Genomic DNA, 17,514 nt, shown 5'->3' on the forward strand with positions numbered 1-17,514 from the left:
GGCGGGACCAGGCACCTGCCTGAGCCTCAGGCGGGACCCGGGCCAGCACCGAGGTCGACCTTGCCGACCTGGTGTTCCAGCCCGAAGCGGATCAGCGCGGCGGTGCTGTCGAGCTGCAGCTTCTCCAGGATGCGGGTCTTGTGGGTGCTCACCGTCTTGATCGACAGGTGCAGCGATTCGGCAATGTCCACCATGCGCTCGCCCGCGACGATGCGCTGCATGATCTCCAGCTCGCGGTTGGACAGCATGCCCAGGTCGGAGGCCGGGCGGCGGCCGGTGAGTTGCTGCACCACCCGCTCGGCCAGCACCGCGGTCACGAAGACACCGCCCGAGGCGACCTTGCGCACCGCCGCCACCAGCTCTTCGCTGGCGCTGTCCTTGGTCACATAACCGCTGGCGCCGGCCTGGAAGGCACGCAGCGCGTACTGCTCTTCGCTGTGCATGGTGAGCACCAGCACCGCCACGCCGGGAAAACCTTCCTTGATGCGGTGGATCAGGTCGAGCCCGCTCATGCCGGGCAGGGAGAGGTCGGCGATCACCAGGTCGAAGGACTCGCGCCGCAGGCATTCCAGGGCCTGGAAGCCGGTGCCGGCTTCGGTGATGGACCACCGGTTGCCCTGGGGATCGAGCAGGCGCTTGAGCCCCTCGCGCACCACGGTGTGGTCGTCCACCAGCAGCAGGCGCAAGGGTTCGTGCATCCGCTCGCCGCTCATGCCGGTCGTCCCGCCCGGTCCACCGGTGTGTCCTTGAGGTCCAGGTTCTGCGTCAAGCGCAGGCCGAACCAGCCGGAGCCATCGGGCGCGGTGTCGAGGTCCAGCCGGCCCCCGAGCAGGCGGGCGCGGTGCTCCAGGATCAGCGAAGGTTCGGAGCGCGCGTCCAGGCGCCAGGGTGAGCCGGGTTCGCTGGCGCGCGCGCGCAGGCTCAGGATGAACTGCCCCAGCGGTCGCTGCACCGCGATGTCGAGGTCCGAGGCATGGGTCTCGTGCAGCAGGTACGAGAGCGATTCCTGGAAGAACCGGTAGAGCCCCAGCGAAACCGCCCGGCCCAGCGGCGGCAGGTCGTGGTCCATGTGCAGGGCCAGCTTGAGGTTGAGCCGGCGCGCCGTGTCCTTGGCCAGCCACTCGATCGCCGGGTGCAGCCCCAGGTCGTCGAGCATGGGTGGGCGCAGGTCGATCGTGATGCGCCGCACCAGCGCCAGCGCCTGGTCGATGTCGGCGGCCAGCGCCGCGCAGCCGGGCAGGCCGGCCAGTCCGATCTTGATCGCGCTCAGGCGCTGGCCCAGGTCTTCATGCAGCTCCAGCGCCATGCGACGGCGCTCCGATTCGCGGGCGTCGGCGTCGATGGCGGCAATGCGGCGCTCGACCTCGGAGCGCACCCGCTCGGTCACATCGGTGATGGACACCCGCAGGGACGGCGCTGCGTTCTCACCCGACACCCGCACGCTGTTGATGGCGGCAAACCAGTGCCGTGTGCGGCCGGAGGAGTTCATCGTGAGGTCGATGCGCTGCGGGGTTTCGCGCCCCAGCGCCCAGCGCAGGTAGAGGTGCCAGCGATCGGCATCGTTGGAGCCGACAAAACGCGCCAGCGGAAGGCCCAGCAGGCTCGAACGCGGCTGCCCCAGCAGGCCGGCACCGGTCAGGTTGATCTGGCTGATGCAACCCTGTGCGTCCAGCGTGCAATAGCCCACGGGGGCAAAGTCGTACAGGTCGCGGTAGCGATCGTGCGCTGCGGCCAGGTCGGACTGCGCGCGCCGCAGTTCCTCGTTCTGCTGAACCAGCTCGACCTGGTGCACGTGCAACTCGTGCTCCAGGGCTTCGAGGCTCGCGGCGGGGGTGCCCGGTGACTCGCTCATGGTGGTGACTCCCTCATTCAAGGCTGCCGCGGGTGGATTCATCGAACAACGGCTCCTGCGTGTGGCCGACATCGTCGTCATCCCGGGTGGCCGGCGGCTGCACCAGGGGCACGTGCACCAACAGCCGGGCACCGCCCCCGGACGCGTTGGCCACCGAGAGTCGCCCACCCAGCATCAGCACCCGCTCGCGGATGCCCAGCAGGCCGAACGAGCCCGGGTTGCGCGTCCGCTTGCCCAGGGGGAAGCCCACGCCGTTGTCCTGGATGGCCAGCTGCAGTACATCGGCCGTGCACGACAGATCGAGCTGCACCCGTGTGGCGTGGGCATGGCGTGTGATGTTGGTCAAGGCTTCCTGCACGATGCGGTAGAGCGTGGTCGAAAGCTCCGGGGAAAGCAGACGCACGCAATCGCCCAGCCGGGTGTGCACCTCGATGCCGGTGCGCCGCTTGAACTCCTTGACCAGCCAGTCGATCGCCTCGGCCAGGCCCAGGTCGTCGAGCATCAGCGGGCGCAGGTCCATGGAAATGCGGCGCGCCGAAGCCACCGTTTCGTCCAGCATGTCGAGCATGATCTGTGCACGCTCGCCCACGCCCATGCCGGGGTGGTCGCGCTGGCAGGAAATCATTTCCAGCTTGAGCGCGGTGAGCCGCTGGCCGAGCTCGTCGTGCAGCTCGCGCGCGATGCGCCGGCGCTCCTCTTCGCGCGCGGCCACCAGGTTGGCCGACAACTCGCGCAAGGTGCGGCGCGAGCGAAGGAGGTTCTGCTTCTCGCGTGAACGCTGGGTGATGTCGTTGATCACCATCTGCACAAAACTGTGTTCGTGGTCGGGCAACACCGCCACCACCATCTCGACCTGGAGCAACGCTCCGTCGGCGCGCTGCAAGGCGCCCACCACCACCGACACGCCGTCCGCCTGCTCCAGGTCCTGCAGCTTGCTGCGCACCGGGGCGTGCGAGTCGGGCGAGAGCAGCTCGAAGATGGACCGCCCCACCAGCCGCTCGGGCTGATCGAGCCCCACCAGCCGCGCACAGGCCGGATTGGCGAAGACCACGCGGTCCCGCTCGGTGATCCAGATCGCCACCGGCGCGCGCTCGAACACCGAGCGCAGGCGCTGGTTGAGCTGCTCGATCACGGAGGTCATGCGGTTGACCTCGCTGAGGTCGCGCAGCACCGCCGTGCAATGGGCGTGCCCGCCCTCAGGCAGTACCCCGTCGCTCTTGAAGATGGCGGCCTCCAGCGCAAACTCTTCGCCGTTGGCACGCAGGCCGAGCAGCTGGCCACGCCGGCCCATCGGGCGCTCGATTTCGCCGGATGCGCAGAACCTTTGCACATGGTCATGGTGCGCGGCGCGCAAACGCGGCGGGATCAGGCTGCCGAGATCGAGGCCCAGCGCCTGCTCGCTGGTGAGACCGAACATGCTCAGCCCCGCCGGATTGATCGCGACGATGCGCTGCTGCCGATCGACCGTGATCACCGCCTCCAGTGCCGCATGGGCCAGTCGAGGCTCCGCCAAAGCTTGTGAGGCCGGGGGCACACGGTCCATGCTTTCAGAAATCATGTTGTCTCGGCTCGATTGGGTCACTGCAAAACATCTTAGAAAGCTTCCCCGATATCGGCCAGCGCCAAAACCCCAATACCCGGGCCCCTTGATGCAGGTCAATGCCTCGTCGGGAAGGGTAGGAATTTTCCTAACCAGGGGTAGGAATGGGTCACATCACGCGCAGCCGCTTTCCGAACGCAGGTCGCGCCGGACTCCGATGGTGCGCGGTGGCCCGGCGGCGCATCCTTGAAGCTGTGAACCAGGACAACAAACCAGCCACCCAGGAGATCCCTTGATGCCTTGCTCCACCACGATGATCCGCACGAACCAGGCCGAAGCCGACAACGGTTCGCAGAATGCCCGCAGCACCCTGGCCGACCTGTTGCGACTGTTGGGCAACGACCCGACGGCGACCTCGCACCAGGCGGCCAGCCAGATACCGGTGGGCCTGCGGCGCGTGGCTGCGGGAGATCACCTGGTTCACATGGGTGCACCGAGCGACACCTTGTACTTTGTGAGCACCGGCACCTTCAAGATCTTTCGCACCGACGAGGACGGCTACGAACAGGTGCTCGCGTTCGCCGGGCGCCGCGAGGTGCTGGCCTTCGATGCGCTGTGCATGGAGACCCACCCCACCGCCGTCACCGCGCTGGAGGACTCCACCGTCTACGTGATCCGCAAGTCCGAACTGCCGGCCTTGAGCCGCGCCGAACCGGCGTTCGAGCGCGAGCTGCAGCGCGCCGGCAGCCGCGCGCTGACGCGGACCAACGATCTGGTGGACGTGATGGCCGCCGTGGCCGCCGAGGTGCGACTGGCGCGTTTTCTGTTGCAGCTCTCGCGCCAGATGGCCGCCAGCGGCCAGTCGCCACGGCGCTTCCACCTGCGCATGGGTCGGCGCGACATCGCCAGCATGCTCGGCGTGGCGCACGAAACCGTGAGCCGCTCGTTCACCGCGCTGTCGATGAACCGCCTCATCCACGTGAGCGATCGCGATGTGGAAATCCTCGACATGGACGGTCTGAAGACCTATTCGCGCAGCACCCGCCGCTCGATGGACGATGTGGGTGTGCCGGGCACACGCCGACAGCCCGGCCGGCGCACCACTGCCCGCAAACCCATCGCCTTGCATGGCCTGCCCGCATGAGGTCAACGCGCCGGTGAAGTGGTTCGGACCGGCCTGGCTTTGAAAATCGTTGGGTTGTTGCACCAAAGACGAGTGCCCCACAGCCTGTGGGGTCGGCAGTGGCTGCGCCTCAGGGTTCGGCGCGCCAGCTGCCGTCGGGCTGGCGGCAGGCCGTGCCCCACATCTGTTCCACGCGGCCACCGATCACGGCGCTCACCTGGTATTCGCGGCAAGGGCCCTGCTCACTGCCCCAGGTGCGTGTGGGCACCACGGTGTAGCGGTAGCCGGTGTCGGGGTTGACCCACTGGCTGGGCACGCCGGTGCGCACCGTCTCGAGCGTCTGGGCGGTCAGGTAGCGGTCGCGTTCGGCCATCGAGCGGCCCACGGTGCCACCCACGGCCACACCGGTGAGCGTGCCCAGGATGACAGCCGCGGTGCGCCCGCTGCCGTGGCCGAACTGGGAACCCACCACCCCGCCGATCAGGCCGCCGATCACCATGCCGCTCTGCTCCTGCGTCATGGGGGTCTGGCAGGCACTCAGTGCGAGGGTGGCCGTGAGGAGTGCGGGAAGCGTGCGTTGGAAGAATCGGCTCATGGTGAAAGTGTCCCTGTGGGGCGCTTTGTGCAGCGGTCCCCCGAGTCTGCGCAATGCCGCGGGCAGGCGGCTTGAGCCTGCTCAATCGCACCGCAAGCGCGCGACCCCCGCCAGCTCACAACGGAATGACGCGCGCCAGCACCGCACCCCGCGCGATGAGATCGCCCTCGGGCACCAGGATGCTTTCGAGCACGCCGGTGTGCGGCGCGGCGATGTCCACCGTCTGGTGCACCAGCCTGGCCTGGGCCAGCAACTCGCCCGCGCGCACCACGTCGCCCTCGCTCACCAGCCAGCGTTCCAGGCGCGCCTGGTCGCCCGCTTCCAGCGTCAGCCACAAATGGGGGTCCAGCATCACATCGTTCATCGGGGTTCTCCGGCTCTGGCGCCATGCTGACGCGCCGGCGTGGTGCGGCATTGATCGAACTCAACGCCGGACGCTCCCGCCGCTTCTAGATTGGTGGCCCCGTTCCCGACAACAAAGGCACAAGTCATCATGAAAAAGCACTGGATTCTGGTCGCCAACGGGTCGCTTGCCCGTCTGTTCAGCCGCACGGGTGTGGGCGATCCACTGGTGGCGCTGGAGACCATCGATTTCCCCGAGGGCCGGCTCAAGGGCATCGACCTGCAGCGCGACCGCCAGGGCCACGAGAGCAGCGACAACAGCAGCGCCGCCGCGCACTTCGAGCCGCACACCACCGCCCGAAAAAAGATGCTGCACCAGTTCGCGCGGGAACTGGCCGAGCGCCTGCAGGACGGCCTGGCCGCAGGGGCCTACGACGCCCTGTGGATCAGCGCTTCCAGCCCCATGCTGGGCGAACTCAAGGCCGCGCTGAGCCAGGGCGTGGCCGCCCGGCTGCAGTGGGTGCACGACGCCGACTTCACCGGGCTTGACCTGGCCAGCCTGGAGACCCGGCTGCGCGAACTGGAGCGCCCGGCGCGCTGACCGCGGGTGCCGAAGGCGCATGCGGCCGGTCTTCAGCCCGCTTGAGGCAGATCAATCGCTCGCACCGCCCGTGGTGCGACCATGACGGCGCAGCAACTTACAGGAGACTGTCCATGAAAGATCTTGACGCCAGCCTCGGGCTGGACGCACTGGAGGGCAACGCGCGGGCGCCGTTTCTCACCAGAAGCCCGACCGACCTCACGCTGCCGGGGAAGAAAAGCGTGGGCGTGTTGCGCATGAGCCGGCTCAACGACCCGATCGATGTCGCCGAGGCGCACGTGCGTGCGCTCATCCTGGGCTTGCTGGAACACATCCACCGCTCCCAGGCGAAGTGAAGGCTTTCTGCTGGCGGCCTGGCGCCGTTGCACTGCTTTGCAGCGCAATCGCGGTGCCTCTGGCTGCCCAGCCGGTGGGGGAGGCACTGGCGCTGCCGGGTGGCTTCACGCCCAACCACCGGGCGATCGCCCAGCTGGCGGGTCCGGCCGTGGTCGGCGTCGAGGTGGTCGGCATGCGCTCGCCAGCCTCCACCGTGTGGACGCCCGACGACGAGACACCGGTGCTGCCGTTCAAGGGCAAGTTGCCGTTTCAAGGCCAGGGGTCGGGCTTCATCATCAGCCGCGACGGCCTGGTGCTCACGAGTGCCCATGTGGTGCAGGACGTGCGGCGCATCACGGTGCGCCTGAGCGACCGGCGCCAGTTTCGCGCGCAACTGCTCGGCATCGACCCGACCACCGACGTGGCGCTGCTGCGCGTGAACGCGACCGACCTGCCGGTGCTGCGCCTGGGGCAGGTGGAGCTGCTGCAGGTCGGCGACCCGGTGGTGACCATCGGCTCGCCGTTCGGGCTGGAGCAAAGCGTGTCGCACGGCATCGTCAGCGCCCTGGGCCGCGCACTGCCCGGCTACGCCGCGGTGCCGCACATCCAGACCGACGTGCCGGTCAACCCGGGCCACTCCGGCGGGCCGCTGCTCGATGCCGGCGGCTCGGTGGTCGGCATCAATTCGCAGATCTTCACCTTCTCCGGGGGTTACCAGGGCCTGTCGTTCGCGGTGCCGATCGATGTGGCGCTGCGGGTGAAAGACCAGCTGCTGGCCCACGGCCGCATGGTGCACGGCTACCTCGGTGTCGCGGTCCAGAACCTCGACCTCACGCTGGCGCGCGCCTTCGGCCTGGACCAGCCCCGCGGTGCGCTGGTCAGCGACGTGGAGACCGGCAGCGCCGCCGACAAGGGCGGCCTGCGCACAGGCGATGTCATCACCGCCTTCAATGGCGAGACGCTGGGCCACGCCGGGGAGCTCACCAGTCACCTGGGCGTGGCCACGGCCGGCGAGCGGGTGCGGCTGGCGCTGTGGCGGGACGGCAAGGCCCACGAGCTGGTGGTGCGGCTGGACCGGGCCGAGGACCTCACCGGCACCAGCGTGCCCGAGGCGCCGGCCGATGCGCGGGGACAGCAGGAACCGGGCTGGGGCCTGCGTCCCCTGAACGCTCAGGAGCGCAGCCTGCTGGGTGTGCCGGGTGGCCTGTTTGTCGACGAAGTGAGTGCACTGACGGCGCAGGCCGGGCTGCTCGCCGGCGACGTCCTGCTGGCGATCAACCTCACGCCGGTGCAGTCCACCGACGATGTGCGCCGGCTGCTGCGCCAGCGTCCGTTGAGCGCGGCCCTGCTGGTCGACCGCGACGGCACGCGCCTGTACATCCCGCTCGAACTCGACTGAAGACCGACGGCGAAGCGTCGCCCGCCCGGACGAAAAAAAGGACACCGCCCGTCCCCGGGCGGTGTCCACCAAGGAGATGCCCCACCGATGAAGGAGCATCCCGATCCCGACAGGCCGGCGAGAGCCTCACTTGAGGACGCTGAGGCCACCCGCTCCCGCTGCCACATACACGCGGCCGTTGTGGATGGCGGTGGCGGCGGCCCCGCCGACCACACCCTTGATCGCCATCAGGTTCGGTGCGGCCAGGTTGCTCCAGTCGAGCTTGACCACGCCGGCGTCGCCGTAGCCCACATAGAACAGCAGCCGTGGCGTGCTCAGGGTGTAGACCGAGCCGGCACCGTTGCTCAGCAGCTGGTTGGCCGGGAAGACCTGCGGCGTCATGTAGAGCGCACCGCCTTCGGTGTCCTCAAAGCCGGCGAGCTTCTGCAGCTTGAAATAACCAGCGGCCGTGGGTCGGCATTCGGCCACGCCGCCCTGCTTCGAACTGAGCTTGGTGACGTCGGTCACCGCCAGACACGCGTCGGGCGCCTGACCCATGGGCACCACCGCCGGGCGCTCCAGGGTGGCCGGGCGGATCAGGTCGGCCATGCGGTAGGCCACCAGGCCGAAGCTGTCGTAGCTGAAGTAGGCGATGTCGCCCACCACATGCACGTCCACGCTCTTGCCGTCGGCCGAACCGAAGGCGTTGTCGTCGTCGGACTTGAGCGGCTCGAAGGTCTTGATCAGATGCTCGGCCACGTTGAGGTCCTGCGCCAGGCCGGTGGCCAGGAAGTCCGTCATGTCGACCACCGAGATGCCGTAAGCCCCCGCGGCCACCACCGCGTAGGTGCGCTGGGTGGCGTCGTTCCTCCACAACTTGACCGTGGCCGCGCGTCCCAGCGGGGGGCGCCCAGTGGTGCCCTCGGAATCACCGATGTTGGCCACCACATGGGCGCCGGTGGCGGGGTCGGCCGTGGTGTCGTAGACCGTCAGGCCGTTGTCACCGTCGGCCACGATGGCGTACTTGCCCCGCAAGGTCGCACCATAAGCGTGGTCCTGGCCCGTCACACTGATCAGGCCCACGCCACCCGCTTCGGTGTTGTGCTCGAAGATGCTGCCTTTGGCGTCGAGGATGGCAGGGCTGCCCACCTGTGCAGCGCCGCTGGTCACGGCCGACACATCGACCCGGCGCACGCCCAGGCTCTGGCTCATCACGTAGGCGTGGTTGGGGTTGTCGCCGAAGGCCACCTTGAAGGCGTGGGGTGTGGGCTGCACACCATCGGGGGAGGTGGCGTATTCGTCAGCGAGCGTGTTGGCCACCAGGTGGAGGTCGTCGATGGGCGTGAAGCCGTTGGCGATGTGCCAGACGCTCATGCCGTGCGGGCCGTCGGCCAGGTAGAGGTGGTTGCCCGCCACCGTCACGCCCTCGCTGTGTCCGATGGCGATGGGCTGTCCGGCAGAACCGTCTTCGCGGGCACCCACTTCATTGGTGCTCACCAGATTCACGGGCACCGCAAACCGGTTGACCACCGCGACGCCTGCGCCGGTCAGGTTCTTGACGTCGACATAGCTCACACCGCCAGCACCCGACGACTGCACCAGGTCCACCTGGCCTTCGGCACGGGTGTCCCGGTTGGCCAGCATGAACAAGGCACCTCCGTGGCCGTTGATCTCACCGGTGACCAGCATCACCGGTGCGGCGTAGTTGCCGTTGGCGTCTGCGGTCAGGAATCTGGGCAGCGACTCGTCACCCACCGGCACCGGTGTCATGTCGAAGGAGGTGACGAACTCGTAGTCGGGCCAGTAGACGCGGGGTTCGGTCACACCCCCGATCGTGTTGTTGTCGAACGGCGCACCAGGGTTGTTCCAGTGGGCGGCCGGTTCTTCGGCGCCGCTGACCACCACCACACCGGCGAAGTGGTCGGTGAAGTAGGCGTGGTACTTCGTGTTGTCGTCCGGGTCCGGCACCACACGAACGTCCATCACGCCGGCTTCCTTGAGCATGCCCGAGCCGAAGTGAGACAGGATGCCTTTCTTGTCCACGTTGATCGGTGGCTCATCGGGGCCGTGGGCAGGCGCGGCCGGCACATACCCTTCGTACACCGGGACGAGCGGGTTGCTCACGTCCACCGCCACCAGACCACCCAGCGAGTAGGCAATGAAGGCCATGGTCTTGCCACCGATGAGCTGCACATCCATGGTGCGCACGTTGTAGTACTCACGGCCGTAGCGGTCGAACTCGGCCCAGGGGTAAGCCGGCAGATCGTTCTTGTTTTTCAGTTCAACGGCGGCCTGTTCGTAGGTGGGCATGCCGTCGGCGTCCAGGAAAGACGGGTCGGCCAGCAAGGCTGTGTTGCAGGCGGGTTTGCGGTCCGGATAGCCGAACCAGTCTTCCTGCGCGGTGTTGGCGCAGTCGGTGTAGAGGTTGTAGATGCCTTCGCGTGCCAGCGTGGCGGGGTTGTAGATGCCCATGCCCAGATAGCCCAGCGCGGCGTACAGCTTGCCGTCCTGCAGCTTCAGGCTTTGCGGACCGCCCCACGGGTTTTCACCGGCATAGGTGAGCGTGTAGGCCTGCACCGCCGGTGCGTCGATGGTGACCGCACCGTCGGAGGTGGCATCCATCAGGTTGCTCAGCCGCGTCTTCTGGATGCCGTAGGCACCGTTGGCGATGAAGATCTCGTCGTCGGTGGTGTCGCCGTCTGTGCCCTTGGTGTCCACCAGCAGGTCGTTCACCGGGCCACTCTCGTGCACCGTCTCCACTTCGGTGAGCAGGTTGCCACCACCGTCCACGGTGGTGAACCCCGGCGCGGTGTAACCCACCTGCATGGTGCGCAGGTAGGTCATGGCCGCCGGGTTGGTGATGTCCACCACACCAATGCCTTGCTCACCCATGGACAACAACGCAAAGCTCCTGCCGCCATAGGACTTGACCACGGTGATGTGCTCGATGTATCCCGGCGCACGGACTTCGCTCACCGCGCCCTTGCTCATGCCGATGGGCGTGGCCGCGAAGCGGTTGGCCATGGTGAACAGGGTCCAGTCGGCGGTGCCGTCGTTGTAGAGCTCCACGTCCTGCGTGCCGCCCCCGATCTGGGCGGCCAGCGTGTCGATGTTGGCTTCGATGATGGTGGTGGGCGTGAGGGCGAGGGTGTCGCTGCCACTGCCGCCGCAACCGCTGGCCACCAGGGCGGCGGTGCACACCGCGCTCAGGCCGGCGGCCCACAGCGGACGGCGCACCAGGGGCTGAAGGAGTCTGAAGGTCATGTGAAAGTCCTCTGAGGTGAAGTGATTCGTGCAGGCGACTGAAAGCAAATGAAACCGCCCCACCAGTTTCAAAGCCGGCCGGTGCGCGGTCATTGAGCGCGCTCAAGCCCCGGCGCACCGGGCCGTTCTGCAACACCGCTGCCACACACCACCGGTTCATTGAGCACACTCAATGACACCTGGCCACGGCGGCCACCCCCACAATGGCCGATGCATGCCGCCCGAAGAACCCACCGCCGACTTGACGCACTGGATCCCCGCCGCTGGGCGCCGGGGCTGCTGCTGCTGGCCACGCTGTCCAGCCTCCCGGCCGGGGCACAGACCCCCTCACCCGATGCCTTGCGCGCCCGGTTCGCCGCGTTGCGCGACCAGGGCGCAGACCCGCTGGCCGAGCGTTCGGTCTACCTGCGCTCCACCGAATCGGCCGACCGCATGCAGGGCGAGGTGCATGCGCTGATCAACCAGCCCTTCGAGCGGGTGCGCGAGGAACTGGGCAAGGCCGACAGCTGGTGCGATGTGCTGATCCTGCACATCAACATGAAGTACTGCCGCGCCGTTCGAACCGCTGGCGGCGAGGAGCTGGTCTCGGGCGTGGGCCGCAAGTTCGACCAGCCCCTGTCGGAGGTGCACTGGGTGCGCTTCGGCTTCAAGGTGGCGGCCGATCGCAGCGACCACCTGCTGGTCGAGCTGCGTGCCCCCAGCGGCCCGCTGTCCACGCGCGACTACCGCATCGTGGTCGAGGCGGTGCCGCAGCCCGAAGGCCAGTCGCTGGTGCGCATGACGTATTCCTACGGTTTCGGCACGGCCGCGCGCTGGGCCATGAAGACCTACCTGGCCACCCTGGGCAGCGGCAAGTCGGGCTTCAGCGTGGTGGGCCGAACCGCCAACGGCCAGCCGATCCGGGTGGAAGGTGTGCGCGGCGTGGTCGAACGCAACACCTTGCGCTACTACCTGGCACTGCAGTCGCACCTGCAGTCACGCGGGGCACCGGGCGCGGGCGAGTGGCGGCAGAGCCTGGCGCTCTGGTTCAACGCGACCGAGCGCCATGCCGAACAGCTGCACGAGATGGAACGCGCGGACTATGTCGCGATGAAGCTGAAGGAGGTCAGGCGCCAGGAGACGGTGGCGCCACCCCCACCGGGTTGAACTTCAGTTGGCGCATCCGCCCGCCAGACTCACGGCACGGCGGCGTTGGCCAGCGCCGGTCCGAAGGCGCGCATCAGCACCTGGATCCGGGCCGAGTCCTTCAGCTCCGGATGCGTGACCAGCCACAGCGGCGTCACCAGCTCCTCGATCGAGGCGGTCAGCGGCTGCAGGTCCGGAATGCTCGGCTCGATGAAGGCCGGCAGCAGGGCAATGCCGATGCCGGCGCGCGCCATGTTGGCGGCGTGGCTGAAGTTGTCCACCCGCAGCACCACCTGTTCGGCCGGCACGCGCGCGGCCAGCCAGCGATCGAACTTCAGGTCGTGGGCATCGCGCTCGAAACCGATCCAGCGCCGCTGGCTGGTCAGGTCGTCGAGGTCCTGAAGCGCCACCTTGCCCCGCCCCGTGCGCCGCGTGTACACCTTGAACGCCAGGTCGGCCAGCCGCCGGCCCACCAGCCAGTCCGGCACCGTGTCGGCGATGCGGATCGCGATGTCGGCCTCGCGCCGACGCAGATTGACGTGTTCGCGGGTGCTGACCAGCTCGATCTGCACTTCCGGGAACGACGACCGGAACTGCGCCAGCACCGCAGGCAGCAAATGATCAATGACGATGGACGACACGCTCACGCGCACATCGCCACTGGGCCGAAGGTCGGCACCGCTGGCGCGCATCTCGGCGCCGCTGGCCAGGGGCTCGAACTCCCGCGCCGCGCGCTCGATCTCGTGCCCCGCCGCCGTGAGGGTGTAGCGGGGCCGTCCGCGGTTGAACACCTTGGTGTCGAGCCGCGACTCGATGAGGTCGAGTTTGCGCAGCAAGGTCGAATGGGTCATGCCCAGCGGCCCGAAAGCCTTGGCCACGCTGCCGTGGCGTGCCACCGCCAGCACGGTCTGGAAGTCGGACCAGTTCAGCCGCAGGCGGAGTTCGTCGGGGTGGGCACCGGCTCTTCGCATGGCTCAGCCGGGCACGTTTGCGCGCCCGGGGCAGGTGTTGCCAATGATCATTTTTGCAAACTTCAACTTCAAAACTTGATTCCCATTTCGCACGGATCATAAGTTACTGTGAAGACATGACAGAGAACACGGGTCGTTCAGGCGCTGCATCGCGCCGCAAGCGTTTGGTGGCGGGTCCGAAGAACCTGCTCGATCTTGAGGCCGGCCAGGTCCCGGAGCAGGTCGTGCTGGAACTGAAGCGGCGCGTGCTCGACATCGAGGCGGGCTACCGGGAGATCGCGCAGAAGATGGGTCAGCTCTACATGTACGCCGATCGGCAAGGGCTCGCCCTGCTGACCCGGTACCTCGATCGGCCGATGCGCAACGCTTCCGACAATGAACGCGCGATGGTGTCGATCCTTGATGAACTGCAGCTCGATGCGAGCCGCCGCACAACCGGAAGCAACTGACATGAAAACACCCATCCTGCTGAAACCCGCCGCCCGACCGGACAGCGCGCTCGGGGAACAGGACATCCACCTGTTCCGCGAAGGCACGCACTCGCGGCTGCACGAAAAACTGGGTTGCCACCTCGAAGCCACCGGCGCCCGTTTTGCGCTGTGGGCGCCCAACGCCCGCGCCGTGTCGGTGATCGGGGATTTCAACGACTGGAACGCCGAGGCCGATCAGGCCCGGCTGCGGGACGACGGCTCGGGCATCTGGGAGCGCGAGGTTCGCGGTGTCCAGGCCGGGCATCGCTACAAGTTCCTGGTGCACACGCAGGCCGGTGCGCGGCTCGAGAAGGCAGACCCGTTTGCCTTTCGCAGCGAAGCGGCGCCGGCCACCGCCTCCATCGCCTGGAGCCTGGACGGCCACGACTGGGCCGACGCAGCATGGATGGCGGGACGTGCCACGAACCACGCGTTGAACGCCCCGATGTCCGTCTACGAAGTGCACCTCGGGTCGTGGCGGCGCGACAAGACCGGCGAGATGCTCGACTACCGCAGCATGGCGCCGCTGCTGACGCAGCATGTGAAGGAGATGGGCTTCACCCACGTCGAGCTGATGCCGATCACGGAGCATCCGTTCTATGGCTCCTGGGGCTACCAGACCACCGGCTATTTCGCCGCCACATCGCGCTACGGAACGCCGCAGGACTTCAAGTGCCTGGTCGATACGCTGCACCAGGCCGGCATCGGTGTGATCCTGGACTGGGTGCCCTCGCACTTTCCTGCCGACGCCCACGGGCTGGCGCAGTTCGACGGCACGCATCTGTATGAGCACGCCGATCCGCGCCAGGGTTTTCACCCGGAATGGAATTCCTCGATCTTCAACTACGGGCGCAATGAGGTTCGTTCGTTCCTGTTGTCCAGCGCGATGTTCTGGCTGGGCGAGTACCACATCGATGCGCTGCGCGTGGACGCCGTGGCCTCCATGCTCTACCTCGACTACTCGCGCAAGGAAGGCGAATGGATACCGAACGTGCATGGCGGACGCGAGAACCTGGAGGCGATCGCCTTCCTGCGGCAACTCAACGAATCGGCCTACCGCGACCACCCCGGCGTGCAGGTGATCGCCGAGGAGTCCACGGCCTGGCCGATGGTGTCCCGGCCCACCTGGGTGGGTGGTCTGGGCTTCGGCATGAAATGGAACATGGGCTGGATGCACGACACGCTGAGCTACATGCACGAAGACCCGATCCACCGGCGCTGGCACCACGGGGAGCTGACGTTTTCCCTGGCCTATGCCTTCAACGAAAACTTCATGCTGCCGCTCTCGCACGACGAGGTGGTCCACGGCAAGGGATCGCTGATCGAGAAGATGCCCGGCGACGACTGGCAGAAGTTCGCCAACCTGCGACTGCTCTACGGCCACATGTGGGCCCACCCGGGCAAGAAGCTCCTGTTCATGGGTTGTGAATTCGGCCAGCGGCGCGAGTGGAACCACGACAGCGAACTCGACTGGGGACTGATCGACGGCAGTGTGTTCCACGGTGGCCTGCAGCGCTGGGTCTCGGACCTGAACCGCCTCTACCGCAGCGAGCCCGCCCTGCATGAGCTGGACTTCGATGCCGCCGGTTTCGAATGGGTCGACGGGGCCGACGCCGAGAGCAGCGTGGTGAGCTACCTGCGCAAGTCGGGCAGCGGTGAAGCGCTGCTGGTGGTGGCCAACTTCACGCCCATGCCGCGCGAGAACCACCTCGTGGGCGTGCCCGCCCCGGGCCGATGGCGCGAGTTGCTCAACAGCGACGCGGCCATCTACGGCGGCAGCGGCGTGGGCAATCAGGGCGGCGTGGACAGCGTGCCGGTCGCCGCGCACGGCCGCTTTCAGGCCCTGAACCTGCGACTGCCGCCGCTGGGCGTGCTGGTCCTCAAACTCGAAGGAGCCACAGCGTGAGTGTCCGCAACGAAGTCCACCCGATCGCCCTGAGCGATGGCCGCATCCGCGTGGTGATCGAAAACCTGCAGCCGGCCGTCGACGGCGGACGCTTTCCGATCAAGCGTGTGACCGGTGACGAGGTCGTGGTGGAGGCCGACTGTTTTGCCGACGGCCACGATGTCGTGGCCTGCAGTCTGAAGTGGCGCTTCGCCGGATCTGACTGGAAGAGCGTGCCGATGGAGCCGCTCGTCAACGACCGCTGGCGGGCCGGCTTTGTGGTGGACGCGCTGGGCAGCTGGGAGTACACGGTCTGTGCCTGGGTCGATCCGTTCCAGTCGTGGCGCCATGATTTCGCGCGCCGCATCGATGCCGACGACGTGAGGGTGGCCGCGGCCTCCGGGGCCAGCCTGATCGCTGCCTGCGCCGACCGCGCCGACAGCGCGCTGGATGCCGACCTGCTGCGGGCATGGGCACGCGAACTGGCGCAACTCGCGCAAGACGCGGCGACCGGCGTGGATGCGTTGAAGCGCGTCGGCAATGACGCAGCGCGTGCCGCCGTTGCCTGCCGCCATCCGGACCTGCGCCACGCCTTCACCCACCCACAGACCTTCCCCGTCACGGTGGAGCGCGAGCGGGCGCGCTTCTCGGCCTGGTACGAGTTTTTCCCCCGCTCGGCCTCCGACGATGCCGGGCGGCACGGCAACTTTGCCGACTGCGAAGCCTGGTTGCCCTACGTCAAGCAGATGGGGTTCGATGTTCTCTACTTCCCGCCGATCCACCCGGTGGGACGCTCTCGCCGCAAAGGCCGCAACAACAGCCTGGAGGCCAAGGCCGATGACGCCGGCAGCCCATGGGCGATCGGTGCAGCCGAGGGCGGGCACACCGCGATCCTGGCCGAACTCGGCACCGCCGCCGACTTCCGCCGCCTGGTGAAGCGTGCCAACGAGCTCGACATCGACATCGCGCTGGACATCGCCTTCCAGTGCGCACCCGACCACCCCTGGGTGCTGGAGCATCCCGACTGGTTCAAGAAGCGCGCCGACGGCAGCATCCAGTACGCCGAGAACCCGCCCAAGAAGTACCAGGACATCTATCCCTTCGACTTCGAGAGCGCCGACTGGCGCGCGATGTGGCTGGCGCTCGCGGGTGTCTTCGAGCACTGGGTGGGTGAAGGCGTGCGCGTGTTCCGTGTCGACAACCCCCACACCAAGGCCTATGCGTTCTGGGAGTGGGTGATCGCCCGTGTGCGGGCGCTGCAGCCCGAGGTGGTGTTCCTGTCGGAAGCGTTCACCCGGCCGCGGGTGATGCACCGCCTGGCCAAGGTGGGATTCAGCCAGTCGTACACCTACTACACCTGGCGCAACACCAAGCAGGAAATCACCGCGTACTTCACCGAGCTGACGCAGGGCCCGGGCCGCGAGTACTTTCGCCCGAATGTCTGGCCCAACACGCCCGACATCCTGCCCGCTGCGCTGCAGTACGGCGGGCGGCCGGTCTTCATGGCCCGGGTGGCGATGGCCGCGACACTGGCCGCCAGCTACGGCATTTACGGGCCGGCCTACGAGCTGCTCGAGTCGCAGGCCTTGCGCGCCGGAGGCGAGGAATACCTCGATTCCGAGAAGTTCGAGCGCCGCGTGTGGGACCGCACGCGGGCCGACTCGCTGGCCGGCTTCATCGCCGTTCTCAACCACGCCCGGCGCACCAACCCGGCGTTGCAGAGCGATGCCGGCCTGCGGTTCCTGTCCATCGACAACGAGCAGATGCTCGCCTACGCCAAGACCTCGGCCGACGGAGCCAACACCGTGGTGTGCGTGGTCAACCTCGATCCGCACCACACACAGAGCGGCTGGGTCGAACTGGAACAGGACGCGCTCGGCATCCAGCCGGGACAGGTCTACCAGCTGCACGACCTGGTGACCGGCTCGCACTTCCTGTGGCACGGCGCGCGCAACTTCGTGAGCCTCGATCCACACACCACGCCCGTCCATGTGATGGAGCTGCGTTCACGCCTGAAGCGCGAGAACGATTTCGACTACTTCCTTTGAGAGAT

The 17,514-nt window shown here is 67.6% G+C and carries 15 protein-coding genes; 8 read left to right on the top strand and 7 right to left on the bottom strand.

Annotated elements, in window-relative coordinates:
* Window positions 1–26 precede the first annotated feature (26 nt).
* The 3 genes from QUV35_RS01920 to QUV35_RS01930 are packed head-to-tail and all read right to left on the bottom strand — an operon-like array spanning window position 27 to window position 3,410.
* Window positions 27–713, bottom strand: coding sequence for a response regulator transcription factor (locus QUV35_RS01920; protein ID WP_300870447.1), 687 nt, complete (start codon window positions 711–713; stop codon window positions 27–29).
* Window positions 710–1,852, bottom strand: coding sequence for a PAS domain-containing protein (locus QUV35_RS01925; protein WP_300870448.1), 1,143 nt, complete (start codon window positions 1,850–1,852; stop codon window positions 710–712). The genes QUV35_RS01920 and QUV35_RS01925 overlap by 4 nt, the downstream gene beginning before the upstream one ends.
* Window positions 1,853–1,865: 13 nt before the next feature.
* Window positions 1,866–3,410: a PAS domain S-box protein gene (locus QUV35_RS01930; RefSeq protein WP_300870450.1), complete on the bottom strand. Its 1,545-nt coding sequence runs from the start codon at window positions 3,408–3,410 to the stop codon at window positions 1,866–1,868.
* 277 nt (window positions 3,411–3,687) lie between these two features.
* Here QUV35_RS01930 and QUV35_RS01935 point away from each other — a divergent pair, with 277 nt between their 5' ends.
* Window positions 3,688–4,536, top strand: coding sequence for a Crp/Fnr family transcriptional regulator (locus QUV35_RS01935; RefSeq protein ID WP_300870451.1), 849 nt, complete (start codon window positions 3,688–3,690; stop codon window positions 4,534–4,536).
* Between the two features lie 109 nt (window positions 4,537–4,645).
* Here the strand turns inward: QUV35_RS01935 and QUV35_RS01940 are convergent, their stop codons facing one another.
* Both QUV35_RS01940 and QUV35_RS01945 read right to left on the bottom strand, forming a co-directional pair.
* Window positions 4,646–5,110 (bottom strand): RT0821/Lpp0805 family surface protein, encoded by a 465-nt coding sequence (locus QUV35_RS01940; protein ID WP_300870453.1) that lies wholly within the window; start codon window positions 5,108–5,110, stop codon window positions 4,646–4,648.
* A 115-nt stretch (window positions 5,111–5,225) separates the two neighbouring features.
* Window positions 5,226–5,474 carry a lipoyl domain-containing protein gene (locus QUV35_RS01945; RefSeq protein ID WP_300870454.1) on the bottom strand — a complete coding sequence of 83 codons (249 nt, stop codon included), beginning with the start codon at window positions 5,472–5,474 and terminating at the stop codon, window positions 5,226–5,228.
* A 129-nt stretch (window positions 5,475–5,603) separates the two neighbouring features.
* On the opposite strand from QUV35_RS01945, the gene QUV35_RS01950 reads away from it, so the two are divergent.
* The 3 genes from QUV35_RS01950 to QUV35_RS01960 all read left to right on the top strand — a co-directional run bounded on the left by QUV35_RS01950 (window position 5,604) and on the right by QUV35_RS01960 (window position 7,767).
* On the top strand, window positions 5,604–6,053 hold the full coding sequence (locus tag QUV35_RS01950) for a host attachment protein (RefSeq protein ID WP_300870455.1): 450 nt from the start codon (window positions 5,604–5,606) through the stop codon (window positions 6,051–6,053).
* Window positions 6,054–6,166: 113 nt separating this feature from the next.
* Window positions 6,167–6,388, top strand: coding sequence for a hypothetical protein (locus tag QUV35_RS01955; protein ID WP_300870456.1), 222 nt, complete (start codon window positions 6,167–6,169; stop codon window positions 6,386–6,388).
* A 53-nt stretch (window positions 6,389–6,441) separates the two neighbouring features.
* Window positions 6,442–7,767, top strand: a complete 1,326-nt coding sequence (locus QUV35_RS01960) for a trypsin-like peptidase domain-containing protein (RefSeq protein ID WP_300870457.1) — start codon at window positions 6,442–6,444, stop codon at window positions 7,765–7,767.
* Window positions 7,768–7,893: 126 nt separating this feature from the next.
* Here QUV35_RS01960 and QUV35_RS01965 read toward each other — a convergent pair whose 3' ends face one another.
* Window positions 7,894–11,010: a hypothetical protein gene (locus QUV35_RS01965; protein ID WP_300870458.1), complete on the bottom strand. Its 3,117-nt coding sequence runs from the start codon at window positions 11,008–11,010 to the stop codon at window positions 7,894–7,896.
* Window positions 11,011–11,220: 210 nt separating this feature from the next.
* Between QUV35_RS01965 and QUV35_RS01970 the strand changes: the two genes are divergently transcribed.
* A complete protein-coding gene (locus QUV35_RS01970; RefSeq protein WP_300870459.1) occupies window positions 11,221–12,156 on the top strand; it encodes a hypothetical protein in 936 nt (311 codons plus the stop codon).
* A gap of 29 nt (window positions 12,157–12,185) precedes the next feature.
* Here QUV35_RS01970 and QUV35_RS01975 read toward each other — a convergent pair whose 3' ends face one another.
* On the bottom strand, window positions 12,186–13,106 hold the full coding sequence (locus tag QUV35_RS01975; protein WP_300870461.1) for a LysR family transcriptional regulator: 921 nt from the start codon (window positions 13,104–13,106) through the stop codon (window positions 12,186–12,188).
* A 116-nt stretch (window positions 13,107–13,222) separates the two neighbouring features.
* Between QUV35_RS01975 and QUV35_RS01980 the strand changes: the two genes are divergently transcribed.
* From QUV35_RS01980 to QUV35_RS01990, 3 genes are read left to right on the top strand one after another with little or no spacing between them, the layout of a single operon-like run.
* Window positions 13,223–13,555: a hypothetical protein gene (locus tag QUV35_RS01980; RefSeq protein ID WP_300870462.1), complete on the top strand. Its 333-nt coding sequence runs from the start codon at window positions 13,223–13,225 to the stop codon at window positions 13,553–13,555.
* 1 nt (window position 13,556) lies between these two features.
* The gene (glgB, locus tag QUV35_RS01985) at window positions 13,557–15,482 is read left to right on the top strand and encodes a 1,4-alpha-glucan branching protein GlgB (protein ID WP_300870463.1); all 1,926 of its coding nucleotides are present in this window, start codon (window positions 13,557–13,559) and stop codon (window positions 15,480–15,482) included.
* Window positions 15,479–17,509, top strand: coding sequence for an alpha-1,4-glucan--maltose-1-phosphate maltosyltransferase (locus QUV35_RS01990; RefSeq protein WP_300870464.1), 2,031 nt, complete (start codon window positions 15,479–15,481; stop codon window positions 17,507–17,509). The genes glgB and QUV35_RS01990 overlap by 4 nt, the downstream gene beginning before the upstream one ends.
* The last annotated feature ends 5 nt before the right edge of the window (window positions 17,510–17,514 follow it).

Source organism: Hydrogenophaga sp., from assembly GCF_030373225.1.
GTDB lineage: Bacteria > Pseudomonadota > Gammaproteobacteria > Burkholderiales > Burkholderiaceae_C > Hydrogenophaga.